Source organism: Spirosoma oryzae, from assembly GCF_003002825.1.
GTDB classification, from domain to species: Bacteria; Bacteroidota; Bacteroidia; order Cytophagales; family Spirosomataceae; genus Spirosoma; species Spirosoma oryzae.
This window is the reverse complement of sequence record NZ_PVTE01000013.1, coordinates 19771-44374: the sequence shown is the minus strand read 5'-3', so window position 1 is coordinate 44374 and position 24604 is coordinate 19771. Positions and strand designations below refer to the sequence as shown.

Sequence of the window (24604 nt, the reverse complement as noted above, 5' to 3'; positions counted from 1 at the left end):
AGATACGGTAGTCAGCGCGGATTGCAGGCTTACCGGTCAACGGGTTCGTTGGTCAGCAGCGTCGGTTCTTTCTTCGACAGCCGCTCGCGGAGTTCCGTCACGGGTTTTTCGAAGTAAGCAAACAACAGTGTCGACAGGACCATCGTCAGTCCCCAGAACACGCCGACTTTCGTCCAGCCCACGGCTGCCGACGTCGTTGGAAATCGTTCCAGCAGGGTCAGCATAATGGGCGTCAGGTTGAGCAGGTACATCGAGTACGAAATCAGGCTGATATGCGTAATCAGGCGGGCGATACCGAAGCGCGCCCACAAACCCGTCGCTGTCCGCCAGCCATCCATGTACGGCACAACCAGCGCCATGCTCAGGCCGATGACGGGGAAATAGAACGTTCGCTTATAGAATACGTAGGCCGGATAAATGCCAGCCTGCACGTAGTACTTCAGAATAACAATCGAGGCCGTAAACGACGTGAGCACGATCAGCGCCAGACCGACAATAGCCAGCCGACTGCGGGTGCGGTCGTTGGTCCAGAACGCGGGAAAGTAGTGCTTGACGTAAGCCGCCAGCACCCCGTAGGAGATAGCATCGAGCCGGGTAACGACGATGCCCCGAAAGCCTAGCTCCCCCTCCGAAATGGGCGTCAGCACGGCCGCGACGAGCCGGCCGACATTGGTACCAACAATGATCAGTAAAATGGCGCTCAATACGATTCGCTGCCGGGGCCACCGGGCAGCCGTTAGTACATGCAACACCCACAAAATCAGCGGCAGGGTAATGTACGACCATTCTTCGATGGCCAGACTCCAGGTTTCGGGAAAGAAGTCGGGAACGTAGCGGGCAAAGTTTTGCAGAAACAGGTAGTACTTAATCAATTCACCTTTGGCCGGTAGCGAATGATGCAGGCCGCTGCGCCAGGCTCGTCCCACGGCCAGTGCGATCAGTCCTGTCAGCACGAGGTAGTAGTTGGGTAGGGTACGGAACCACCGGCGCGTCCAGAAATTGAGCAACAGCCCCCCGTCGAAACGACCGTTTTTCTCGTATGTGCGAATCAGTATCCCGCCAATCAGGAAGCCACTCAGCACGAAAAACAACTCGACCCCATCAGGCAGCAGGTGATGCCAGAACGCGCCGTCGTAATATTCCTTGAGTGCCACCGTCGAGTGAGCGTCAACGACAATCAGGATCGCCAGTGCCCGCATGACGTCCAGCCCAAACACGCGTTTGCCCGCCGATAAACCAAAGAGATGTCCCATAAACGACGCAAAGCTACGCTATGCGGGTATAAAGTTTACGGTTTACGATTTTCCGCTTCCGGTATACAGCCATCATTCCGTACGGATTCACTTACGACCGAGAGTTGCAGTGACCAATCTTTCGCCGTAAACTGTGCCCTGAAATTGACCGTAACCGGATCGAAAATCCCTAAAACGGTCGCGGTGCTGTTTTGGACCGTAAACTGAAAACCGAAAACTATATACCGATTATGCTTCCCGATTTTGCCCTGAATGCCGTTTACCGCTACCCCTTCCGCTTTTCGCAGGCCGACGTAATCGATTTTGCCCGCGTTACCGGCGACAACAACCCGCTCCATCTCGACGCTGATTTTGCCGCGCAAACGCCCTTCAAACGCCCGATCATCCACGGCATGCTTGGAGCCAGTATTTTCACGAAAGTGCTGGGCACTGAGTTTCCGGGCTACGGGTCGGTTTATCTGGGCCAGACGCTGGAATTTCTGCGACCCATGTTTGTCGATACTGATTACGAGGCCGTGTTCACGGTGAAAAGCACCAACCCCGACAAGCACACCGCCGAGATTATGGGGGAGCTACGCGACGCCCAGACGGGAAAGGTCGCGACGCGCGGTGTTGCGACGCTGATGCACCGCGAAAAGATCTGATACGCACGGCTGTATAAAACGAAGGCCCCCATCGACACAACGGTCAATGGGGGCCTTCGTTACAAAAAGGCTGACAACTATTCTTTGTCGGCGCTGTTTTTGGTATCCTGAACTTCTGCGCGAATCGTTTGAGCCAGTGTTTTCAGATCCTGCATTCCTTTGCGAACACGGGTTCCAGCGGCCTGATTTTTCTTGTCGTAGAACTTCTCAAAATCGCCTTCGAGCGACATTACCAAATTTTTTACTTCGTCGAAACGTGACATAGCGCGTTGGATGGGGTTAAGTGAAAAAAGCCCAAATTCCGCTAAAAATGCGGTTTTGGCGGAAATTTAGTCATTCTCCCATACAGCGCAATAGACGCGACAAAATTTTAGTCGAAAAATACAATTTTGAACTAAAAACCCTATTCAGCGGCTGATTCGGCCGAAACTTCCAGTTCTTTAGGGCTAACAACCGGCCCTTTTCCCCGGTATGTACCATCTTTAATTTTTTCGGCTACCTGCGAGAACGCTTCCAGTGTGCGCTGTACGTCGTCGAGGGTGTGAGCCGCCGTTGGGATGATACGCAGCATGACGATTTCCTTCGGTACTACGGGATAAACCACGATCGAACAGAAGATACCGAGGTTTTCGCGCAGGTCGCGGATGATACCGGTGATCTCCGGGATACCGCCCTGAATGTTTTGCAGCAGTACCGGCGTTACGGGCGAGGTCGTGTCGCCAATGTTGAAGCCACGCTCACGCAGACCGCTTTGCAGCGCCCGCACATTCGTCCACAGCTTATCGCGGAACTCCGACGAGTTGCGGATCATCTCCAGCCGCTTCAGTCCGCCCACTACATACGGCATGGGCAGGGCTTTCGCATACGTCTGCGACCGCATGTTGTATTTCAGGTACATGATGATGTCGTGGTCACCGGCGATAAACGCACCGATAGCCGCCATCGACTTTGCGAAGGTCGAGAAGTACAGATCGATACCATCCTGGCAACCGAGCATTTCGCCGACACCCGCCCCCGTTGGGCCCATCGTGCCGAAGCCGTGTGCGTCGTCGACCAGGAGTTTGAAGTCGTACTTTTCTTTCAGGGCAACGATCTCGTCTAGGCTACCCACTTTACCCGACATACCGAATACGCCTTCGGTAATGACCAGAATGGCACCGCCTTTTTCGTTGGCCAGTTTGGTAGCCCGCTGCAGGTTCTTCTCCAGGCTGGCCATGTCGTTGTGGTTGAATTTGTAGTATTCACCCATTTTGGCCTTGTGCAGCCGGATTCCGTCGATCAGGCAGGCATGACATTCAGCATCATACACGATTACGTCGCGGTGATCGACAATCGCTTCGATGGCCGACATAACGCCCTGATACCCGTAGTTCAGCAGAAACGAATCTTCTTTGCCGACAAACTGGGCCAGTTCTTTCTCGAATTGCTCGTGTAGATCTGAGTTACCCGACATCATACGAGCACCCATCGGATAGGCCAGTCCCCACTCAGCGGCAGCATCAGCATCCGCTTTGCGGATGTCAGGGTGGTTACCCAGACCCAGGTAATTGTTCAGGCTCCAGTTGAGTACGTCTTTCCCCTGAAAGCGCATGTGCGGACCTAATTCACCTTCCAGCTTGGGAAAGGCAAAATAGTGGTGTCCATTGAAGTCACGGGCGGGAGAACCGATCGGGCCCAGGTTGTTGCGTAGTTTCTCAAATAAATCCACTTTTTTCTATGGTTATAGGGGCTAAACCCCTGTTTTCATCGAAGTGAGTGCAAAAATACACGTTAGTTTCGGTAGGCCAAAACTGCGGGGTAAAATTCAATTCTACAGTCCTTTTGCCATAAAATAGGCATATTGGTGCTTTGACAGAAAAAAGAGGAAAGACATAAGAAGCAAGACGGTATACCTGAATCTAGTTGCTGATTGATCGGCCTTGTGCTGCTTTATCCTTGTGCCGTAACCAATTTTTTCCTGCTTTTTTGTCTTGTCTCTTTCTTCTTTCCTCCCCTTCCATCAATGACTATCAAGAAATTACTCGTTGCCAACCGGGGCGAAATTGCGCTCCGGATCATGCGTACGGCCCGCGAGATGGGTATTCGTACCGTTGCTATCTATTCCGAAGCCGACCGTCAGGCGCTGCACGTTCGCTACGCCGACGAAGCGGTCTGCGTAGGCCCGGCCCCATCATCTGAATCCTACCTGCGGGCCGACGTAATCATCGACGTCTGCAAGCAACTGAATGTCGACGCCATCCACCCCGGCTACGGCTTTCTGTCGGAAAACGCCAGCTTCGCCAGTCAGGTGCGCGATGCCGGACTGATCTTCGTTGGCCCCTCGCCGGAAGCCATCGAGATTATGGGTAGCAAACTGGCGGCTAAAGCGGCCGTTGCCGACTACAATATTCCAATGGTGCCCGGTACGCCCTCCGCCATCACCGACCGTACTGAAGCGAAAGTCATTTCGGCCCGCATCGGTTACCCCGTATTGATTAAGGCGTCGGCCGGGGGCGGTGGGAAAGGCATGCGTGTGGTCGAAAACGAAGCCGAATTCGATGAGCAGATGGACCGGGCGGTAAGCGAAGCCCAGTCGGCGTTCGGCGATGGATCGGTCTTTATCGAGAAATACGTCACCTCACCCCACCACGTCGAGATTCAGGTGCTGGGTGATCAGCATGGCAACATCATCCACCTGTTCGAACGCGAATGTTCGGTACAACGCCGTCACCAGAAAGTCGTTGAAGAAGCGCCATCGGCCATCCTGACGCCGGAAATCCGCGATGCGATGGGTCGGGCTGCCGTCGACGTTGCCCGCGCCTGTGGTTACTACGGGGCGGGTACGGTCGAGTTCATCGTCAACGACAACCTCGATTTTTATTTTCTGGAGATGAACACCCGGCTTCAGGTCGAACACCCCGTCACGGAGCTGATTACGGGTGTCGATCTGGTGAAGCAGATGATCTGGATTGCCGAAGGAAAGCCCCTCACTCTTCGGCAGGATGAACTACGCATCAACGGGCATGCGCTCGAACTGCGGGTGTACGCCGAAGACCCAGCCAATAATTTCCTGCCCGACGTGGGTACGCTCGATACTTACGTTCGTCCGCAGGGAAACGGGGTTCGGGTCGATGATGGGTTTGAACAAGGCATGGCTATTCCGATCTATTACGACCCGATGATCGCCAAGCTTGTCACGTACGGCGACTCCCGCGAGGAAGCCATCGAGAAAATGATCCGGGCCATCGACGAATACCAGATCGCGGGGGTGCAGACGACACTATCGTTTGGCCGGTTTGTGATGGAACACGAAGCTTTTCGCTCCGGTCAGTTCGATACGGGCTTCGTCAGCAAGTATTTCACACCCGACAAGCTAACGCCCCCCACCAACTCTGACGAAGCACAACTAGCCGCCGTTCTGTCGGCCTGGCTCCTGACCAACGACAAACCCGCTAGTAGCGCGAGTCAGCCTGTCACCGTTCAGCGAAGCAACTGGAAGAAGAACCGGCTGTAGTTACGGTGTCTCCGACAGCACCCTTGCCGCTTCGGCGGTCCGATGTCGGGCTGCGTCAGCGGCTAAACAATTACAATTAACCTGACGGTTCGACGCAAAGATGTTGTCGGAAACCGCCTTGTCGGGACCTGTATAAAATAGGAAACCGCTCCCAAGTGGGAGCGGCTCCATGAGTACAACAAAACCACAGTAAAGCTGCCGGTCGATTCGGCCAGACAGAGTACCTGTGGGTCTGTCGTTATGTCAATTCACGGTATTCCGTATTCGGTTTGCGGGTCGCTGTCAGTAAACTGTAAACCGAATACTGTAAACCGATTTAAGCTTCAATCAGGAACTCGTCGTGCTGGCTGACATCCAGACCCGACTGCTCGTCTTCTTCCGATACGCGCAGGGGCAGGATCAGATCCGTAACTTTCAGCAGAACGAACGACATGATAAAGGCAAAGGCCGATACGCCAACCAGCGCAATCATGTGGTTGATGAACAGGTCGGTCTGACCGAAGGCCAGGCCTTCGCTGCCTTCAGCAACGGCCGAGTTTACGGCGCGGCTTGCGAAGATGCCGGTCATAACCATACCAACCATACCGCCAACACCGTGGCAGGGAAACACGTCCAGCGTATCGTCCAGCGTCGATTTCGTACGCAGGTGAGCAATGTAGTTCGACACGATCGATGCTACCGTACCGATGAAGATTGCCGTGGGAATCGTAACGAAACCAGCCGCCGGTGTAATAGCAACCAGCCCTACGACAGCACCAATACAGAAGCCCAGCGCCGATACTTTCTTGCCTTTAGCCGCATCAAACAGTACCCAGCCCAGACCAGCCGCAGCCGCAGCCGTGTTCGTGGTAGCGAATGCCGAAGCAGCCAGGGCCGATGCCGATACCGCCGAACCAGCGTTGAAACCAAACCAGCCAAACCACAGCAGGCCCGTGCCAAGCAGTACGAATGGAATGTTTGCGGGTGGGAAGTAGCTCGATTCGAGGTGCGACTTCCGGCGCTTCAGATACAGCGCACCAGCCAGTGCAGCCCAGCCAGCCGACATGTGGACGACCGTACCGCCCGCGAAATCAAGCACACCCAGCTTGAACAGAATACCTTCTGGATGCCAGGTCATGTGCGCCAGCGGAGCGTATACGAGCAGGCTGAACAAGATCATGAACAGTACGTACGAACGGAAGTTGATACGCTCTGCCATCGAACCCGTTACCAGCGCCGGGGTGATAACGGCGAACTTCAATTGGAAGAAGGCAAATACAACCAGCGGGATCGTGGGAGCCAGTGACCAGGGCTTACCGTCGAGTACCCCTTTAAACATGAAGTGATCCATCGGATTACCGACAAAGCCACCGATACTCGTACCGAAGGCCAGGCTGTAACCAACCACGACCCACAAAACACTGATTACGCCCATCGCGATAAAGCTTTGCAGCATCGTCGAGATCACGTTTTTGTTGTTTACCATCCCGCCGTAGAAATACGCCAGACCGGGGGTCATCAGCAAAACCAGTGCTGTTGCCACCAGCATCCAGGCCGTGTCGCCGGAGTTGATACCTTCCGTTACGATTTGGGTTGGCACACCGTTGAAACCAGGAATGATGCCGAGCACGGCGACAATTCCCAGCAGAATCAGAGGAATGTAATTGGGCTTTTGCATACGAATTAATTGGTTTTTGTTGTACTAAAAATCGGTTTAAGGTTAAGTAAACGGTAGGTTAAAATTTGAAGATGGCGGCCATACCCAGCGTTGTCTGCGAGGGCGTCAGCGAGCCGTCGTTCTTCTCGAATTTGTTGGCTGAGTAGCTGTCAATGCGGAGTTCAGGCTTGAGCAGGAGATGTCCGTCAGCGGCCGTAATGTTGCCCGTCACCGTAATCGAGTTGACGCTGGCACCGTTACCATTGGCATCGAGCAGAGCCCGTACGCCATTTTTGTTATCAAAGCTCTCGTAGCGAACGCCTAGGCCAAATTTATCGGTGAACGCGTAGTTCGAATAAACCGCTACGCCACCCCACGTTTGCGCCGTAGCAGGACCGCCTGTATTCTGGTAATCACCTTTTTGTGAACCTTTAGCCGCATTCAGCCCAAGAAAGAATTTAGATGTAACCTGATAGGTGGTCGTCAGGTCAAACAGCATGTAGTTGGCTTTGTCGGCTGGTACGACGACGGCATTGTTCGTCGTGGTGATATCTTTTGAGGCTTCGTCCGAATAGATACCGTTCAAATACACGTTCCAGCCCGCAACCGGCGAAAAGAAGAACTGGCCGATGATACCTTTCTTTTTATTGTTGTCAAAGATGTTATCGACGTTGTTGACAACGCCCAACATCAAAGCGGCCCGGTCGCTGAACGCGTACTGCGCTTTCAGGCCAAGGTGGTAGAACGGACCATTGTTGAATAGATTCGACAGCGAATAGTTGTAGTTGACGGGTGCGTCGATGACTTCGTAGCCGATGTGCGTACCGAACTGACCCGCCGTGAACGAAAGCTTGGGGGTCGCTTTCATCGTGATGTAGGCCTGCTTGATGGCCAACGCCGTAGAGCCTGCGCCCAGAAAGCCCACGTTGTTACCGTAATTGCCCAGATCGGCGAACGGGCCAAATACCAGATCGGCCACGGCTTCAACTTTATCAGCGGTGTAGACAGCCTTTGCCTGAACCAGACCGATACCAAACTGACCTGCCTTCTGATCGAACGCCCGTGCGTTCCCAGGAATGCCTGCCCCACTCAAACCCAAATTCGACTGGCTCTTCGGATTATTGAAGTTACCGAAGTAATAGGTATCCATATAACCGGAAAACGTGAATTTCCCCGGTGCCGACGTAGTGGTTGAATCCTGCGCGTACGTGGCTAAACTAGCTAACAAAGAAAATCCAAGTAAAAATCGCTTTCTCATAAATTATATTCTGTTAAAACTTAGATAGGTCGTACTCTTAATCTGTAGCAAATCTTGCCCAAAAAAGAGAATCATCCAAGCTTATATCCAAGAAAATGGACCAAAATAGCACAATAACACGTAAATAATTCAAAAAATACTATGCTTATATGCCAATACTCATATTTTTATTACTATTTCGATTGTTTTACGATCTTTTGCTTTTTTTAGGATTTACAAAATTTTCTTCTTACTTAATTAAGGTAGCAGTAGGGACTGAATCAAGCTTTTTTTACACAAAAAAAGCGGGAGCAGCTAACTGCTCCCGCTTTTGCGGCCCCTGTGGGGTATTCATTTCAGATCGCTTACGCTTCAGCGTGCAACCAGGCTTTCTTCGACAATAGCGTTTCTTCCTCTTCTTCGTGCTCCGGATCGGGAACGCAGCAGTCGACAGGACAAACCGCTGCACATTGTGGCTCCTCGTGGAAACCTACACATTCCGTGCATTTGTCGGCAACGATATAATAGAACTCGTTCGAGACGGGCGATTGTGGCGCTTTACCGCTCACTACCGTACCGTCGCCGAAATCAACTTCGGTCAGCTCAGTGCCGCCACCCCATGTCCATTCAACGCCACCTTCGTAGATAGCTGTGTTGGGGCACTCGGGTTCGCAGGCACCGCAGTTGATGCACTCGTCGGTGATCATGATAGCCATGAGCAGTACAGATTTATAAGACTAGAATTTGACGTTTCTTAACAGTCAACAAATATAACTATTTAAAGGTTGGGGGCAAACTAAAATTTCATCACTTCCGTTCATGGGGTATTCCATTTGCTTATCGACTACATGCTTTTATCTGAACGCCTGCAAACGTTCGCGGCCCTGGGTGATTTCCTACGCCGGGCCGATTCTGAACCCGAACTGACCGCTTTAGAGGAACGTGCTTACCATAAAAATAACTGGTTTACCCCCGAAAATACCCGCCGTGCGCTGCGCGCAATCGCCGATCAGTTTCTTACGCTTGATGCGCTGACGGCCTGGACTGCGCAGTACGGCTACGACCCGAATCAGTCCCTTCACCCAGCCCAGCCCAGTCAGGAGCCACGCACGATAGGCGTTGTTATGGCGGGTAATATTCCGGCCGTAGGCTTTCACGATTTACTGGCTGTGCTCATCAGTGGCCATAAACTGTTAGCTAAACTGAGCAGCCAGGATTTTGTACTTATACACTATTTAATACAAAAAATAAAAGAAATAAATCCGACTTTTACGGACTACGTCCAGGAAGCGGAACGACTAAATGCCGCCGATGCCTATATCGCGACCGGCAGCGACAACACCGCCCGCTACTTTGATTACTACTTCGGCAAGAAACCACACATCATCCGACGCAATCGTACGTCGGTGGGCCTGTTGATGGGCGAAGAACAGCCGGACGACTTCCTGGCATTGGGTCACGACCTGTCGGATTACTACGGACTGGGTTGCCGTAACGTATCGACGCTACTCGTTCCGGAAGGGTTGGAGATCCGTGACGATGGTCCGCAGCCCTACAACTTCACGCCGATGCTGAGCGCGCTGGAGCCGAATGTTTCGACGTACTTGAACAACCACAAGTACCAGAACAACTACGACTACAACAAATCGATTTACCTCATCAACGCCGTTCCGCACTTGGACAACGGATACCTGTTGCTGACGGAGAATGCAGGCCTGGTATCCCCTATCTCGGTAGTCTATTACCAGACGTATAAAACCCTCGATGACGCAACTGCCTGGCTGGTTGCGCACAGCAACCGCATTCAGGTGATTGCTTCCGCACGGGGCTGGTATCCGGGTAGTGTTGCCTTCGGTCAGACACAGTGCCCCACCCTGACCGACTACGCCGACGGTGTCGATACGATGGCGTTTTTGAAGCAGTTATAGAGTTGAATAGTTGTAAAGTTGTATGGTTACAAAGTTGGCTGACGCGTCCGGTTTCTGCGGTAGCAACTCTATAACCATACAACTTTACAACCTTACAACTATACTAATACCGCCAGCTAGTCAGATCGGCTCCGGCGGGATGACTGACTTCGATACGCTTCAGCATTTTATCGACGTACATCGTGTTGTAGCGCAGCCGACTGATGTAATTAGGCACGTTGGGATCACCATTCCAGCAATGCTCGAATCGATCACCGTACGCGACTTCGCTATTGGCGACCGGATTCTTTGCCTTCTTCAGAAAATCCTCCATCAGGTACACGGCATTGTTGAGGTAATAGTTATCCATGTCGCCACAGTAGATATGAATCTTGCCGGCCACTTTCGGACCCAGTGTTTGCCAGTCGCGCCGGAGAATGTGTAGCAGGTCGAAATGCTCGCGCCAGTAAGCGGCTACCGCCGGGTCGATGTCGCCGGTTTCCTTGTCCCAGATTCGCTTGGGGTACCCATCTGACCCGACGGGGGAATACACCGCTTCCCATATGTCGAACTGATCGCCGGAGCGGGAGTGCGTTCCTAACGCCAGTTCGCGGTGATTGCTTTCAGCCACCGTGCATTTAACCTGTCCCAGATAATTACGCTGACCGGGGCGGGGTGTCCGCCGAAACGGGCCTTCTTCGTAATAGGCATTTTTGGCGTTGTACAGGTTGAACACCGTGTAGGCATCAAACGAAATCGGGTCGGGACAAGCTGCGAAACAGCCATTGAATGCATCGGGGTAGAACACCTGGGCTGCCAGCGCTTCCCACCCACCCGTACTACCGCCGTACGTAAAGCGAGCCCAGCCCTGCCCGATGCCCCGGAACCGCCGTTCGATCTCCGGCAACAACTCATACATGATCGCGTCGCCGTAGGGCCCGAGGTTTTCCGAATTGACGGCGTAAGAATCGTCGTAGTACGGATTGGCGTGCTGAATCTCCACGATCAGCATACGCGGAAAATCCTTACTCGTCCATTTTTTGTAAAAGTCATACGCTTCCTTCGCCACGATCTTCTTGTAGCCATGCACTTTGAACCGCTCCACATAATCAGTCGTGTCCATGTTGGCGGGCGGGGGCGTTTCACTGAAGCCATCGAAGTTTTCCGGGAAGTGGCCGTGAAAAATCGCCAGCGGATAACGGGCTTCGGGATGTTCATCGAAGCCGGCCGGAATCAATACGTGTGCCCCCAGGTATATGGGCCGACCCCAGAATTCGGTCAGGCGCTTGCTCTGGATGCGAATGTGCTTGATAAACTGCGTGTCTTTCGGCTCCGGGATCGGCGGATTCACCTGATCCATCACCAGCACAATAGGCTGCGTGGTTCCCCGCCGAATCGTGATTCTTTGCGGTTTACTGAACAGGTTGCCGGGGGCCGTGCGCCAGTTCTGGCCTTCACCCCGATCCATGGGTAACAGTACCGTATGCCCGTCTTTCCGGTGAAACGTTTCGTAGCGGTGCAGCACGGCCTGCACGTAGTAATCGCCGGGCGCAATACCCGTCAGGCTTTTGATCGGATAGCCATACGCTTTGGTATCGACGCGAGCCGATTGACCGGGCTTAAGTTTCGTCACGTCGACACCAAACACCTGCGCCGTTTCCACCGCATCGCCCACCTGCTGCCGGGGCTCGGGCGTTGCCGTTTTCGCCAGTATCAACAACAAACGTCCATCGAGAGGTGCCTGACTTTGCGACGCCGGAAACGAAACCGTAAAGGCAGGGCTTTGCCCCCAACTAGTTGACAGCGTCAGGGCCAACAGCCCAAGCAGACAGGTAAAACGATACGGCATAGAAGTAACGGATTGGTGACTTCCGTAAAGATAGAACGCTAACCGACCTTCACAAGTCAACCTATATTCCGTTACCAGATTACCTCTATCTCAATTCCCCGAGCCTATCTGTGCCAGCCAGCGCTCGCCCTGGGTATACCGGGCGTTTTGCACTTCGGCCAGTGCCTGTTTGGCGTTGAGCAGCACCCCCCAAACGTCGGCAACGAAGCGATTCTCCTGCTTCATCCGCTGAAAGAAATCGACGGCCTGCGCGTGCGTCAACCCACCAATTCGGCGGGCGATGTTCATCAGCACGGCAAACACTTCGTCAGCCATCCGGGCGTCGCCACAAACGTAGTAGTGACAGTCGGGTTGCGACAGTACCTGCCAAAGGTCGGTCGCCTGCTGTTCGATCAGGTGCTGCACGTAGATTTTTTCGTCGCCCATGCGCGAGAACGCGACGTCCAGATGCGTCAGCACCCCCGTTTGCCGCCAGGTTTCGAGTTCGTCTTGGTAGAGGTAGTCGTTCAGGTCGTGGCAGCCAAAAAACAAACGCGTGTGAATGGCCGGCGGCTCACGCAGCAGGCTGTCGACCTGTTGTGGGCTGCGTTTGGCATGTAGTGCCTGTAGCTGCACTTCCCGGTGTTGCAGGAAGCCCACCAGTGGCGCGAGTCCGGTACCGGGTCCGACCAGCAGCATCGGCGCTTCGGGATTGGCCGGTGGACGAAAATTTGAGGTGCGTACGGCCAGCCGCACGGTGTGCTGCTTCGCCGGATCGAGTTCAGCCAGAAAATTAGAACACAAGCCCCGTCGCTCCTGGCCCGTACTTGTCGTCGTACGCACTACGCCGACGGTCAGGTGGATCTGGTCGGGATAGACCAGCGAGCAGGACGAAATCGAATACAGGCGGGGCTTTTGGCGGGGTAGTACGCTCAGCAAATCACCGAACGACACGGTTGCCGAGGTAAATTCGTCCAGCAAATCAACGACAGTCAGGTAGCGGTCGGTAATATACGCTTTCAACGCCGTCACATCGGGCTGCTCATCGTCGCGGGAGAGTATCCGTTGCCAGTCGGTTATACGCTGTCGGTCGGGGCCGGGCTGCGTCGTGCGTTGGAGTAGGTTCAGTAATTCGTCGAACGGTTCGTGCAGGCTCAGGTCGACGTCATTGGTCAACACATCGGCCACCTGTACGGGTGTGGCGTAGGTTTGTCCGTCGGCAGCATCGGCACCGGCGGTCGTGAACCAGGCATCGCCCGCAATACCCAGCCGCTGACAAAGCCGTTCTACCAAAGCAGCCGGATTTTGTGGGTAAACGGCCACGTGGTCGCCGGTTTCGTACTGTAAATCCGTTCTGGAAATATCGAAAGACAGGAAGCGCGTCGAGCGACTACCCGCAATCACTTTCTTCAACAGCTCCCGATTGGCGATGACCGGCACGCTGACGCCCGGCCGTTTACGATCCATACCCGCCAGGTGCGGGCAAACGGTGTTTTTGTCGAGAAAAGTAACGGACGTTGTCGATACCGTTGGAGCGCCCGCCGTCGTCGGGTCTTCACCCAGCAGCCGGGCTACGAGTTCGAGCCATTGCCGGAAACTATCGGCCTGCCCTTTAATCTCGTCGCCCTTGTGCATGCTGACCACCCGGTTCCCGCCCACCCGAGCCAGTTCCCGGTCGATCGTGATACCGGCCGCGCAGAAGTTCGGGTAGATTGTGCTCCCCAGCGCCATCACCGAGAAGTTGAAGCCGTTACCGGCGTCGTTGGCTAGCTGCCGTAGTTTTTCCAGGAAGTGAACCGCGTTGCCGGGCGGCTCACCATTGCCGAAGGTCGACGTAACAATCAGTACAAGCTGCTCCTGAGCGAGTTGTGCCGGATCGAACTCATCGAGCGCCATCACGCGGGGTCGGTGCTGATTCAATCGCCGGGCCGTTTGCCGGGCGTAGCGTTCGGCCGTACCTGTCTCCGATCCGTACAGGATCAGCGGTCGGCTACTGACAACGGGCTCCGTCTCCGCCGTCTCGCCGGCCAGCGTCAGGTCATCATCCAGCACGGCCCATTTATCGGCGGCATAGTGGTAGCTGGGTGTCAGGTAAAAATCACGCATTTCGTGGTGCCATACCGCCGTGGTGCTGCCACCAGCCGCCGGCGTCACCCACGACCACTGCGCCGGACATTCGCGCCCGGCCCGCTTTTCGCGCTGGTCGTGCGCCATAAATTGCTGCGACGCCGTCTGATGATCGACCAGCGTTACTTTGGCCTTCGCGAACGAATGTATGACAGCCGCATTCAGTTCCAGGAACGCCCGGTCGCGCCAGAGCGTCTGTTCCGTGGAGGTGTCCAGCCCGATGACCTCCGCAATCCGGGACGCCATGCCGTAGCGTTCGTCCTCCCAGAGATTACGGGCGATTTCGGTTTCCATAAACCAGCCGTTGAACGGTACGCACCCGTAGTCGACCCCACCGATTTCCAGGTTGAAGTTGGCGATGACCGGGACAGCGCCCCACTGCATGTTCAGATCGGCGATACCGGGATAAGCCGGATGTTCGATGGGTATCCGCAGCACGTCTGCCGGGTCGAATTCGTACCGACGGGGTGCCTGTCCCGGTGTTTCGATGACGATGGGCAGGCAGTCGTAATCGGTTTTGACTGCGGGCGGGGTCCATCCCTGCCGGATGATAGCCTGCGTCAGTTTCAGGTTGGCTTTATCGCCCAGGATGGTCCCGTCGGGCTGTTCGTAGGCAGCAAAGCGAATATACTGGCTGTTCCAGATGCGCGGTCCCCACCGTTCGAGCGGTCGCTTTGGCCGGAACACGTTCATGACAACCTGGACGTTACCGCCGTTGGTACCCATGCGCAGGTGCTCGACAACTTCGTTGAACATCTCGTCGGGATCGGTCACGTGCCGCAGGTCGCGCACAACCATGTTCCGCCAGGCAATCCGCCCGATGCACTTCGACGCATTCCGCCAGGCCAGCTGCGCGCCATAAGCCAGTTCCTCGTACGTGTGTGTATAGGTTCCGGTCGTGCGGATTTCGCGCTCGATCCCCTCAAGCCGTCGTGCGAGTGTGTCTGGTTCCCAGGTCAGTTCATCGGCTACCTGCCGAATAAAATCGTTGGCCAGTCGAAGCAGTCGCTGCTGATTCAGCATCGGTTGCCGCAGCACGTCGCTGACGCGGTTCAGTAGCACGACCCAGGCCTGTGCTTCGGCATCGGAGAAAGCAGGGTTGGCACGACGCATCACAGTCAGCAGCGGGTCGGTAACGGCACCGTACAGTTCCGCCGGGATGCGGTGGTTCGCGTGGATGCGGGCCAGTTCGCGCAGGTCTTTCTGCACATCCTGCCCGGCTTCGAGCGACCGGATCAGAAAGGTAACCGTCTGCATCAGGTGCCGCGCCAGCGTGTCCATATCCGTGCGACCAAAATACGGTAGTACGTCGGGATGCGCCTGAAACAGCAGTTGATAAAACGCTACGCCATAGCCCAGCGGGTCGGTGGCCAGCCGATCACCGGTTTCGCGCATGCGACGGACCATGTCCGGTGCGATTGCATTGTCGTAGTGCTGACAGGCCTCCAGAGCGGGCGGCAGAATATGCAACGAAAAGAAACGATACGGAGCCGACTGAACGCCTTTCGCCAGATTCTCCCGGTCGTACTCTTCCAGGTAAGGAACGTTAGCCAGCATCCAGCTCCAGACCCGCCGGGCCGTTTGCCAGTGCGCTGGTCGCATGCCCAGGCCTGTCAACTGAGCCAGCAGTGCGCTGGCGGGTTTGGCCTCGTCGGTCGTTGCGGGGTAAACGCCCCGGTAGCTTTCGCGCAGAATCTGTTCGGCGCGCGGGCGCAACTGCCGGATACTAACGTCGAATAATTCGGCAAACTGACGCGGTACTTCATCAATCGCGTCGCCGAAGCGGTCGATCAGTTCCGGCTCCTCATGCAGCAGCCGTTCCACGAACATCCCGATCAGCATATCCTGATACGCCAGCAACTTATTCCATATGTCCCTGACAAGCACCTGTTCGGCGGCTGTCATCGGGGGTATTTCCTGCCTGGTAGCGGTTGTTTCTCCCAGAGTACTCATGTGGGTAGCAACACCCCGCCCCGTCCGTCCGTTCACGGGCAGGTTCCGATCGGTGCGCCGGCCAGCCTGTTCACGCGATAGCCGCAGGCTGATGCGCAGGTTGGGCGCGGGGGTCCAGCCCGGCAGTGGCTGTTCCGTAACGACGCTCAGGGAACCACTTAGCCCCGGCTGGGTATCGATCGGCAAACGACCCAAATCCTGCCAGATCGGCCCGTCAACGGGACGCGCCTGTAAGCCGATAACCAGTTGCCCACCGCCCTGATGCCAGACATTGACCAGCCACTCGGGGCGACGGCGTATCTGCAACACCTGCTCGACCAGTACACGCCCGACCGAGTCCAGCGACCAGAGGGTACCCCGGTATTCATACCCGTTTTCGGGGGCATGCTGAAGCAGCACATCGGTGATCGACAGCGCTGGTTGTCGGTTACCGGACTGGCTATCGACGGGGTCTGTATCGGTTGGTGTTACCATGTTTCTGGTTCACGTTTACGGGAGGAGGGCATCGTTTCTTGCCGGGCTGGCTTTATGCCTAACGTCAGCGTTGTTGCTTTGTTAATCGCCTGTATATACACCTATTGAGCAGCGAGTATAGTTACGCCATCAGCAAACTACGTAACCAGCAGACCCATCAAAAACAACGAATTGACGACTGTTGGATTCAGTAACGTGTCTGTTAGTATATGTACCAGCTGATTCACAACAGATTCAACCTACTCAGCAGTTCAGGTCGGTTTGCCCGGCTGATAGGAATTACTTTATCGCCGATAACCAGCGTATTTTCCTCGATGTCGACGATTTTTTGCAGATTAACGATGTATGAACGATGGACGCGGGCGAAAGAATTACCTAAACTCTCCTCCAGCGATTTCATCGTCATATAAGCCAGATAAAGCTGCGTTTCCGTGACAATCCGGACATAATCACCTATGTTTTCAATGTAACTGATCGACCCAATCGGTATCCGGATGGAACGACCATCGACCCGGATGGCGAGGGTGGGCGGTTCGGGTGCCAGGTCAGGTCGGCGCAACTGGTACCGCTCGATGACCCGGTCAACCGCTGTGCAAAAGCGAGGCCAGTCGACTGGTTTTTTCAGGTAATCGACCACCTGATACTGATAAGCAGCATACGCGTACTCAACCTTACTGGTCGTCAGTACGACCAACGGGTCGGCGACCATCCGTTTCAGCAAATCGAACCCCGACAGGCCCGGCATTTCCACGTCGAGCCAGAGTAAATCGACGGACTGTCGATCGAGAAAATTCAGTGCGGTCCGGGCGTTGTCGAAGGCCCCCAGCACGGTCAGCTTCTCGTGGCGGAGACAAAGCCGCTCGAGTGACCTGCGGGATAAAAATTCATCTTCGACAATCAGACAAGTCAGGGTCATGTACTTAAGTGCAAACGCTTCTGCAATTCAGCCTGCAATAGTGGTACCATCCGGTTGAGTTCCTGCACGAGACCGGCGCACCGCTGCTCGATCTGGTCAAGGGGCTGCTTTCCGTGGATAGCCTGTTCGAGCTGCTCCAGCTCGGTTTCCAAACCGGTCAGACCAACCATCGGGAATGTCGGCCGGATCTTGTGGGCCAGCTGGGCCAGCTCCGGTAGTCGTTCCACCCGACACAGCGTCGGCAGGTTAGCTACGTCCGGCACGACGTCACTGAGAAAAGCCGCAAACATCTCCGACGCGTACGCAGCATCGTCCCCGTACAACTCATCCAGTCGCTGGTAATTCAATCCATCCTGGGCGGTCGAAACGGCCTGTTCCGCTGCATCGGCACTACGTTCACGTAGATTGCCGACGGGTGCGTAGCGTCGCAGGACGTCGATCAGTTGCATCGGTTCGAACGGTTTTGCCAGAAAATCGTTCATTCCTGCCTGTGTCGCCATCTCGCGCTGATCGAGCATTGCCGAAGCCGTGAGCGCGACGATGGGCGTAAACAAATTCGGGTTGGGGGTTTTGCGAATGGCCTCGGCGGCTTCGTAACCGTTCATAACCGGCATCTGAACGTCCATCAGGATAAGATCATACACCTGTTGCCGCGCCAGTTCGACCAGCTCGGCCCCGTCTGACGCCATACCAAACGGAATCATCCATTTGGCGAACAGATTGCTGATGTATTTCTGGTTCAGGGGATTGTCTTCCGCTATCAGTACCCGGCACTGGGGAATATCTGCCGGCGACACAGCTACCGGCACGGGGTTGTTGACCGGCACCACCATGTCGCGGCTCTTTGAAAACGACAGCGTGAACATAAACTGCGACCCGACGCCAACCTGGCTACGAACCGAAATCGTCCCCCCCTGTAGTTCAACCAGTTCTTTGGTAATGGCCAGTCCCAGCCCGGTGCCTTTCGGCTTGTGTGCCGATGGGTTCACCTGCCTGAATTTCTGGAAGATCGAATCCAGCTTCTCCGCCGGAATGCCAATGCCCGTATCGCTGACGGTGAAGTCGATAACGTATTCGTGTTCATCTTCCCGGCGAACGCGGGCGATGATCTGGATACTCCCCTCTTCGGTAAACTTCTCGGCGTTGCCAATCAAATTCAGCAGAATCTGATTCAGAATCAGATCATCGCCCACGACATTACCCCGAATCCGGGTGTCGAGCAGCACGTCGATCGTTACCGGGCGGTCCGTCAGTTTCATCTCGAACACTTTCTGCGTCGAATACAGCAGCGTGCTTAGATCGAACGGGCGCAGGTTCATTTCAATCCGCCCAGCCTCGATCTTGGTCATGTCGAGCAAATCGGAAATCAGCCGATGCAGAAAATCGGCCGACGTCTTTAGCGAGTCGATGTACTCGTGCTGTCGCGGACTGAGTGGGGTATCCAGCAACAGGTGCGACATGCCGATGATCGCGTTGAGGGGCGTGCGGATTTCGTGGCTCATGTTGGCCAGAAACTGTTTTTCGGCCATGCGGGCATCTTCGGCTACCTGACGGGCCGCTGCCAGTTCCAGTTCGAGTTCTTTGCGCTGCGTCAGGTCGTAATGAATCCCCATCGACCCAACCAGATCACCCCGTTCGTCGTAAATCGGCACCCCACTGACCAGTACCCAGATGCGACTGCCGTCTTTACGAATCAGTTGAAGCTCGTACGAACCGGAAAGGCCCTGCTGCCGGCTTTGCAGCTGCTCGTCGACCAGCGGCTGAAATTCGGGCGGAACCAGCATGTCATTGATATTTCGCCCGATCAATTCATCCTCCGCGTAGCCCAGCATAGCGCAGAATCGTTCGTAGACCCGCAGGATGATATCAGTCCGATCAACCTCGATCAACCCCAGATCCATCTTGTTCATGATGCCCCGGTACTTCTCCTCGCTCCGGCGAATTAGTTCGCGGGCATGAAACTTGCCGGTGACGTCGCGGTACATCCACAGCGTGCCCAGTTTCCGGCCCGCCAGCACGATTGGCACGTAATCGCGTTCCAGAATCCGGCCATTGCGCAACCGGATTTCGTCTGCTTCAACCAGTTTTCGGTCGCGCAGCAGTTCATCCAGCCGGGCGTTGAAGGCAGCGACCTCGCCCAGTACGTGCTGCGCCAGCCCGGCCGACTGCCGATGCGACTGTCCGGGCTGGACGGGCAAATCGAAAATCGTACAATACTGCTGATTGGCCAGAATGATCTCCCCCTCCTCATCTTCAACCAGCACGCCCGCGTGTAGATTGGACAGTAACGTTGAGAAACGAATCTCGGTGGTCTGCAAGGCTTGTTCGGCATTCCGACGGGCGGTTATGTCCCGCGCGACGCCCACCATTTCAACGATCTGCCCATCCGCTTCGATGAGCCGGACGGTTTGTCCGATCCACACCCGCCGGCCATCGCGGCTTTTGGCGGCAAACTCGTAGTACGTGCTCAGCGTTCGCTCGCGCACCATCTGCTGGTAAAAGTGCGCCATTTCCTGCCAGCATTCGGGCTGTACCAGGTGGGTAAAATGACGCCCGACAACGGTTTCCTGCCGGTAGCCCAGCACGTTCTCGATAGCGGGACTGACGTACGTGAACAGGCCGTCGAGCGACATTTTATAGATAATGTCGTCGACGGAATCGATCAACTGCCGGTAGCGCTGTTCGCTTAAATCAAGCTCGATCAGCTTGCGCTGAATCTCGGTTTCCAGACTTCCGTTGAGCCGCTGCAGGGCTTCATTGGCGTGATATAGCTGCCTGGCTTTATCTTCCAGGATGGCCTCAGCCTGTCGGCGGGCCGCTTTTTCACGCTCCAGCCGCCGTTTCGTCAGCTCCAGTTCGCTCATAGGCCAGCCTTACTCTTTCTGAATGGTGAATTCCACGCGGCTACCATCGCCCGACAGATCGGCCATACTGATCGTCGCTTTCTCCTGAAAGTGATCCAGACAACCCTCGATCATACCATAGGCAAAATCGGCCATCTTCCGTTCCGACTCATACCGCATAATCATGGTCTTGTCGGTCAGTTTGTCGATGATAAACTGCGGCAGCTCGGCGTCGGGGTACAGTTTACGAACTTCGACGTGAATGTAGTGCTGCACGGAGTTAAGTAGCTCAAAGGCCGATGTCGCCTGATCGATAAACATGCGGTATGAGCGCGAAAACGACCGGAATGTGTAATGGCCATAGACCCGTAACAGATCCGGAATGGGGATGCCCGTCTTCTGTTGCAAGGCCCGAACAAGCGTTACCATCTCGGCATGATCGTACGTACCGATGGTCGTATAAATACCCCCCGACGGCAGGTCATTTTCCGTAAGTAATTCGTCGACGAGTTCGTACCCGTATTGCTCCTCCACCATGTCCAGCAGCCCGGTAAATACAATTCCTTTCATACTAATGTCTCAGTGGACCAACTAATACGCATCACCAAAATAGGTAACATTTCTTTTTAAAAACAGGGCACCTTCAACTAGGTAGATACACTATTAACAATTTTTCTACCAAAAAACGTCTAAAAGCGACAGTTCATCGAAATAAGATGCCTTTCCAAGCACACCTACGTAACCTTTGTATCAGGAAACAGACGAAATCGCTCCATCAGCATCACCTGAGCTATTGAATCAATGAAAACGAAACTGAACGACGAAGAAGTAATCCGGCAATACCTGGAAACCCGCCCGAACGACTGCTTTGAGACGCTCTACACGCGTTACGTTCGCAAAGTATATAACCGGTGCCTGTCCTACACGAAAGATTCTGAAAAAGCCCAGGATTTCACCCATGATATATTCATCCGCGCTTTCTCACGACTAGACCGTTTCCAGGAGCGTTCGACCTTTTCAACCTGGCTCTACTCGATCTCATATAACTACTGTATGGATCAGATTCGGGTGGCCAACCGCATGAACACAACCCCGCTCGACGATGATATCGACTGTCAGATGCCGTCGACGGACGAATATGAAGCGAAAGAACAAAGCCTTCAGCAACTATCGAATGCCATGAGCACGATCTCCCCGCAGGAGTCGATGATTCTGCGCATGAAATACCAGGAAGGGCTGGACATACAACAGATTGCCGAGCGTTTGAACCTCAACGACAGCGCCGTGAAGATGCGGCTGAAACGGTCGCGTGACAAGGTGCGCCGGCTCTGTGGCGACACGATGGCGATGCCGTTTTAAGTAAGAAGAAAGAGGTAAGACAAAAGAGGTAAGAAGAAAGACGAAAGACGAAAGAGGTAAGATAGGAGAGAGAAGATAGCAGTAGAGAGAGGTAAGACGGAGGAAGAGAGGTTGGTCGCACCAGCGTCTTTCTTCTTTCGTCTCACCTCTTTTCTCTTTTTGCCCTACTTCTTTCTTCTTTCATCTCACCTCTTTTCTCTTTTTGCCCTACTTCTTTCTTCTTTCATCTCATCTCTTTTCTCTTACTCACTGATACACCCGCACATAGTCGACTTCCATACGACGGGGCCATATGGTTTCGTCGACGCCCTTCGCCCCACCCCAGTTGCCGCCTACGGCCAGATTCAGCAGCAGATAGAAGGGCTGATCGAATGGCCACTCAGCCTCTGACGCTCCCAGCTCGCTTTTTTTCGCAGAGAAGTACCGATGTTCGTCGACATAAAAGTCGATCTGATCGGGCGTCCAGTCGATAGCGTACAGGTGGAACGCCGTTGTTGCGTCGGGAATCGTCTCGGTACCCGTTTTTTCGGTATGCTTCACGTGGTTGTAGGCCTGCGTGTGCGTCGTTCCGTGAATCACGCCCGGATCATAGCCGACGTGTTCCATGATGTCGAGTTCACCGCAGCGGGGCCACCCTACCGTCCCGATATTTTGCCCCAGCATCCAGATTGCCGGCCAGGTTCCCAGGCCCGCCGGCAGTTTGGCGCGGGCTTCGATACGGCCGTAGGTCCAGGTTTGTGTTTGCCGGGTCGTCAGGCGGGCGGACGTGTACTGTTTTCCCTGCCAGCTTTCCCGGCGTGCTTCGATCAGCAGATGGCCGCCTTCCACGCGCGCGTTTTCCGGTCGCCGGGCGGTGTAAAATTGTAGTTCGTTGTTTCCCCAACCGTTACCACCAACCTCGTAGCGCCATTTTGTCGTATCGGGCAAACCGGGACGGTCGAACTCGTCGCGCCAGACCAACCGACGGGGAGCCATCGACTGACTGGTGGGTGGGGTAGTTAGCTGGGCCGTTTGCGCATCGACCGAGCAGCCGCTCGATAACGCCCACAACAGGCTGGGGATAGCGATCCATTTCATAGCCTTATAAGCTACACCCAGCCTGTTTTCTAATGACATCCGACTATCCTTTCTATCGACCGAACGTCCAAATCAGAAAATCGGGCATGACAGCGCGCCACGTTTCCTGATTATGCTGTCCGCCCGGTACCTCGACATATCGAATGTCGGTGTCGCGCCGGTAGCCTTTCCTGACTAGTTCGTCAATCAGGTCGGTGGTGTCTTCGATGGAGTCGATGATACCGTTGTTATTGCGGTCGCTGGTTTCGTCGTCGGTGCCGGTTTCGAACCAGAAGCGCAGGGGCTGTACTCCCCCACCATGCCGTACGAGCTGATGAGCAATGCGGTCGGTATCGTCGGAATAGGCACCGTCGAAGGCCCGGCTTCGCCACCAGAACGAACCCGAAAACACCCCGGCCCGGCTGAATCGGTCGGGGTGATGATAGACGATGTCGAAAGCCGACAACCCGCCGAGCGAAAAGCCGGCAAATACCGAACTGGCCGCATCGGTCCGCACGGGGTAATGTTTCTCGACGTAGGGAATCAACTCGGTCAGTACGAAATCGGTGTAGCGGGCGGCCTTGCTTCCCCGGTTCATGTAGTCGGCCTGAGCCGCCGTACCATACTCCTGAATCCGGTCGCCAGCGTGAATGGCAACCAGAACAAACGGGCGGATGGCCTGTTGCTGGTAGAGCGAGTCAAGCACCTCAGTCATATGCAGCTTCGGCAGATCCTGTCCGTCGTTGAGATAAAGTACCGGCAGGCGATCCTGCGGCAGACGGTTCTGCGGCAGGCGGTCGCCCTGGTCGTTAGGCGGCAAAATGATCGTCAGGTGAATGCTGCGGTTCAGGGGTACCGACACCAATGAATCGTCGTGGCGAACCGACACCGGCGGGCTGTACGCCTGAGTTGAAACGGGTAGTAATTCCGCCATAAGCAAAAACAGAGAAAGAAATACAGGGATCACAACCAGCAAAATAGCCGATTTTTTGGATACGAACCGGCTCTTTTTTGTCCGTACCGGTCTTTTACTCTACTTTCAAACAAAAATTAGTCCGTCACCAAACGACATACAACCTTGCAGGAAGACTATCGAAAATGGTATTCGCACCATCTGGGTCGCGACATGGAAATGCTGGTATACGGCAACTGGGGCTACCCACTCGTTTTGTTCCCCACCTCAATGGGCCGCTTCTACGAATACAAGAATTTTGGCTTTATCGAGTCGGTTCGCTGGTTTGTCGAGACGGGCAAAGTAAAAATATACTGCATCGACAGTGTCGACCGCGACAGCTTTTACGCCCGGCACCTGCACCCCGGTGCCCGTATCTGGAATCACGTTCTGTACGACCGGTTTTTGCACGACGAACTGATTCCGGGCATTCAGCGGGAATGCAACACCCGGAAGATCGGCGTGGCCGGAGCGTCCTTCGGTGGGTACCACGCGCTGAACTTCGCCTTTCGCCACCCCGAGCAGGTCGGGCATCTGTTTTCGATGGGTGCCAAGTTCGACATCCGCTCGTTTCTGCACGGCTACTACGACGATAACGTTTACTTCAACAACCCCGTCGACTTCGTACCGAACGATGGCAACCCGGAGTTGCACCACATGAACATTGTGCTGGGTACCTCCGCCTACGACTTCTGCAAACCGGCCAACGAACAGATGTCGGGCATTCTGGGCCGCAAAGGTATCCGCCACCAACTCGACATTGTGCCCTGGGGCGACCACGACTGGCCCGTCTGGAAAGATATGTTCCCGCGCTACCTGAACCAGATTTAAAGATAGGATTGGTTTTGACAGGATTACAGGATTGGCAGGATTTACTGGCGATCAGAGATGATTGGTCTGCGTTAACAATCCAGCCTAAAATCACG

At 54.8% G+C, this 24604-nt stretch carries 18 protein-coding genes; 5 read left to right on the top strand and 13 right to left on the bottom strand.

The genetic code is table 11. The features are described 5' to 3' along the window. Positions 1–29 precede the first annotated feature (29 nt). Positions 30–1253 carry an acyltransferase family protein gene (locus CLV58_RS15875; protein WP_106138815.1) on the bottom strand — a complete coding sequence of 408 codons (1224 nt, stop codon included), beginning with the start codon at positions 1251–1253 and terminating at the stop codon, positions 30–32. A 203-nt stretch (positions 1254–1456) separates the two neighbouring features. On the opposite strand from CLV58_RS15875, the gene CLV58_RS15870 reads away from it, so the two are divergent. Further along, positions 1457–1897 (top strand): MaoC family dehydratase, encoded by a 441-nt coding sequence (locus CLV58_RS15870; RefSeq protein WP_281257922.1) that lies wholly within the window; start codon positions 1457–1459, stop codon positions 1895–1897. 77 nt (positions 1898–1974) lie between these two features. Here the strand turns inward: CLV58_RS15870 and CLV58_RS15865 are convergent, their stop codons facing one another. Next, positions 1975–2160, bottom strand: coding sequence for a histone H1 (locus CLV58_RS15865; protein ID WP_106138814.1), 186 nt, complete (start codon positions 2158–2160; stop codon positions 1975–1977). A 140-nt stretch (positions 2161–2300) separates the two neighbouring features. Further along, positions 2301–3605 carry an aminotransferase class I/II-fold pyridoxal phosphate-dependent enzyme gene (locus CLV58_RS15860; RefSeq protein WP_106138813.1) on the bottom strand — a complete coding sequence of 435 codons (1305 nt, stop codon included), beginning with the start codon at positions 3603–3605 and terminating at the stop codon, positions 2301–2303. Positions 3606–3899: 294 nt separating this feature from the next. Here CLV58_RS15860 and accC point away from each other — a divergent pair, with 294 nt between their 5' ends. Next, the gene (accC, locus tag CLV58_RS15855; RefSeq protein ID WP_106138812.1) at positions 3900–5390 is read left to right on the top strand and encodes an acetyl-CoA carboxylase biotin carboxylase subunit; all 1491 of its coding nucleotides are present in this window, start codon (positions 3900–3902) and stop codon (positions 5388–5390) included. Between the two features lie 316 nt (positions 5391–5706). Here accC and CLV58_RS15850 read toward each other — a convergent pair whose 3' ends face one another. The 3 genes from CLV58_RS15850 to CLV58_RS15840 form a co-directional block, all read right to left on the bottom strand. After that, positions 5707–7047 (bottom strand): ammonium transporter, encoded by a 1341-nt coding sequence (locus CLV58_RS15850; protein ID WP_106138811.1) that lies wholly within the window; start codon positions 7045–7047, stop codon positions 5707–5709. A 58-nt stretch (positions 7048–7105) separates the two neighbouring features. Continuing rightward, positions 7106–8284: a porin gene (locus CLV58_RS15845; RefSeq protein WP_106138810.1), complete on the bottom strand. Its 1179-nt coding sequence runs from the start codon at positions 8282–8284 to the stop codon at positions 7106–7108. Positions 8285–8628: 344 nt separating this feature from the next. Continuing rightward, positions 8629–8979, bottom strand: coding sequence for a 4Fe-4S dicluster domain-containing protein (locus CLV58_RS15840; protein WP_106138809.1), 351 nt, complete (start codon positions 8977–8979; stop codon positions 8629–8631). A 132-nt stretch (positions 8980–9111) separates the two neighbouring features. Between CLV58_RS15840 and CLV58_RS15835 the strand changes: the two genes are divergently transcribed. Then, complete coding sequence (locus CLV58_RS15835) at positions 9112–10191, top strand: acyl-CoA reductase (RefSeq protein WP_106138932.1); 1080 nt, start codon at positions 9112–9114, stop codon at positions 10189–10191. Positions 10192–10294: 103 nt separating this feature from the next. Here the strand turns inward: CLV58_RS15835 and CLV58_RS15830 are convergent, their stop codons facing one another. The 5 genes from CLV58_RS15830 to CLV58_RS15810 all read right to left on the bottom strand — a co-directional run bounded on the left by CLV58_RS15830 (position 10295) and on the right by CLV58_RS15810 (position 20881). Next, on the bottom strand, positions 10295–12019 hold the full coding sequence (locus CLV58_RS15830) for an alpha/beta hydrolase (protein ID WP_106138808.1): 1725 nt from the start codon (positions 12017–12019) through the stop codon (positions 10295–10297). A gap of 90 nt (positions 12020–12109) precedes the next feature. Then, positions 12110–16552: a nitric oxide synthase oxygenase gene (locus tag CLV58_RS15825; RefSeq protein WP_106138807.1), complete on the bottom strand. Its 4443-nt coding sequence runs from the start codon at positions 16550–16552 to the stop codon at positions 12110–12112. A 223-nt stretch (positions 16553–16775) separates the two neighbouring features. After that, positions 16776–17468 carry a LytR/AlgR family response regulator transcription factor gene (locus tag CLV58_RS15820; protein WP_106138806.1) on the bottom strand — a complete coding sequence of 231 codons (693 nt, stop codon included), beginning with the start codon at positions 17466–17468 and terminating at the stop codon, positions 16776–16778. Then, complete coding sequence (locus CLV58_RS15815) at positions 17465–20332, bottom strand: PAS domain S-box protein (protein WP_106138805.1); 2868 nt, start codon at positions 20330–20332, stop codon at positions 17465–17467. The genes CLV58_RS15820 and CLV58_RS15815 overlap by 4 nt, the downstream gene beginning before the upstream one ends. 9 nt (positions 20333–20341) lie before the next feature. After that, a complete protein-coding gene (locus CLV58_RS15810) occupies positions 20342–20881 on the bottom strand; it encodes a heme NO-binding domain-containing protein (protein ID WP_106138804.1) in 540 nt (179 codons plus the stop codon). Between the two features lie 231 nt (positions 20882–21112). Between CLV58_RS15810 and CLV58_RS15805 the strand changes: the two genes are divergently transcribed. Further along, a complete protein-coding gene (locus tag CLV58_RS15805; RefSeq protein WP_106138803.1) occupies positions 21113–21670 on the top strand; it encodes an RNA polymerase sigma factor in 558 nt (185 codons plus the stop codon). Positions 21671–21916: 246 nt separating this feature from the next. On the opposite strand, the gene CLV58_RS15800 is transcribed toward CLV58_RS15805, so the two are convergent. Continuing rightward, positions 21917–22747, bottom strand: a complete 831-nt coding sequence (locus CLV58_RS15800) for a glycoside hydrolase family 16 protein (protein WP_106138802.1) — start codon at positions 22745–22747, stop codon at positions 21917–21919. A gap of 52 nt (positions 22748–22799) precedes the next feature. Then, complete coding sequence (locus CLV58_RS15795) at positions 22800–23660, bottom strand: alpha/beta hydrolase (protein WP_106138801.1); 861 nt, start codon at positions 23658–23660, stop codon at positions 22800–22802. A gap of 144 nt (positions 23661–23804) precedes the next feature. Here CLV58_RS15795 and CLV58_RS15790 point away from each other — a divergent pair, with 144 nt between their 5' ends. Beyond that, positions 23805–24509, top strand: a complete 705-nt coding sequence (locus tag CLV58_RS15790; RefSeq protein WP_106138800.1) for an esterase family protein — start codon at positions 23805–23807, stop codon at positions 24507–24509. The last annotated feature ends 95 nt before the right edge of the window (positions 24510–24604 follow it).

Bases quoted from the DNA above. Each gene is read 5' to 3' on its own strand.
- CLV58_RS15875 (WP_106138815.1), bottom strand. From the start codon at position 1,253: ATGGGACATCTCTTTGGTTTATCGGCGGGCAAACGCGTGTTTGGGCTG.
- CLV58_RS15865 (WP_106138814.1), bottom strand. From the start codon at position 2,160: ATGTCACGTTTCGACGAAGTAAAAAATTTGGTAATGTCGCTCGAAGGC.
- accC (WP_106138812.1), top strand. From the start codon at position 3,900: ATGACTATCAAGAAATTACTCGTTGCCAACCGGGGCGAAATTGCGCTC.
- CLV58_RS15850 (WP_106138811.1), bottom strand. From the start codon at position 7,047: ATGCAAAAGCCCAATTACATTCCTCTGATTCTGCTGGGAATTGTCGCC.
- CLV58_RS15845 (WP_106138810.1), bottom strand. From the start codon at position 8,284: ATGAGAAAGCGATTTTTACTTGGATTTTCTTTGTTAGCTAGTTTAGCC.
- CLV58_RS15840 (WP_106138809.1), bottom strand. From the start codon at position 8,979: ATGGCTATCATGATCACCGACGAGTGCATCAACTGCGGTGCCTGCGAA.
- CLV58_RS15835 (WP_106138932.1), top strand. From the start codon at position 9,112: ATGCTTTTATCTGAACGCCTGCAAACGTTCGCGGCCCTGGGTGATTTC.
- CLV58_RS15830 (WP_106138808.1), bottom strand. From the start codon at position 12,019: ATGCCGTATCGTTTTACCTGTCTGCTTGGGCTGTTGGCCCTGACGCTG.
- CLV58_RS15825 (WP_106138807.1), bottom strand. From the start codon at position 16,552: ATGGTAACACCAACCGATACAGACCCCGTCGATAGCCAGTCCGGTAAC.
- CLV58_RS15820 (WP_106138806.1), bottom strand. From the start codon at position 17,468: ATGACCCTGACTTGTCTGATTGTCGAAGATGAATTTTTATCCCGCAGG.
- CLV58_RS15815 (WP_106138805.1), bottom strand. From the start codon at position 20,332: ATGAGCGAACTGGAGCTGACGAAACGGCGGCTGGAGCGTGAAAAAGCG.
- CLV58_RS15810 (WP_106138804.1), bottom strand. From the start codon at position 20,881: ATGAAAGGAATTGTATTTACCGGGCTGCTGGACATGGTGGAGGAGCAA.
- CLV58_RS15805 (WP_106138803.1), top strand. From the start codon at position 21,113: ATGAAAACGAAACTGAACGACGAAGAAGTAATCCGGCAATACCTGGAA.
- CLV58_RS15800 (WP_106138802.1), bottom strand. From the start codon at position 22,747: ATGAAATGGATCGCTATCCCCAGCCTGTTGTGGGCGTTATCGAGCGGC.
- CLV58_RS15795 (WP_106138801.1), bottom strand. From the start codon at position 23,660: ATGGCGGAATTACTACCCGTTTCAACTCAGGCGTACAGCCCGCCGGTG.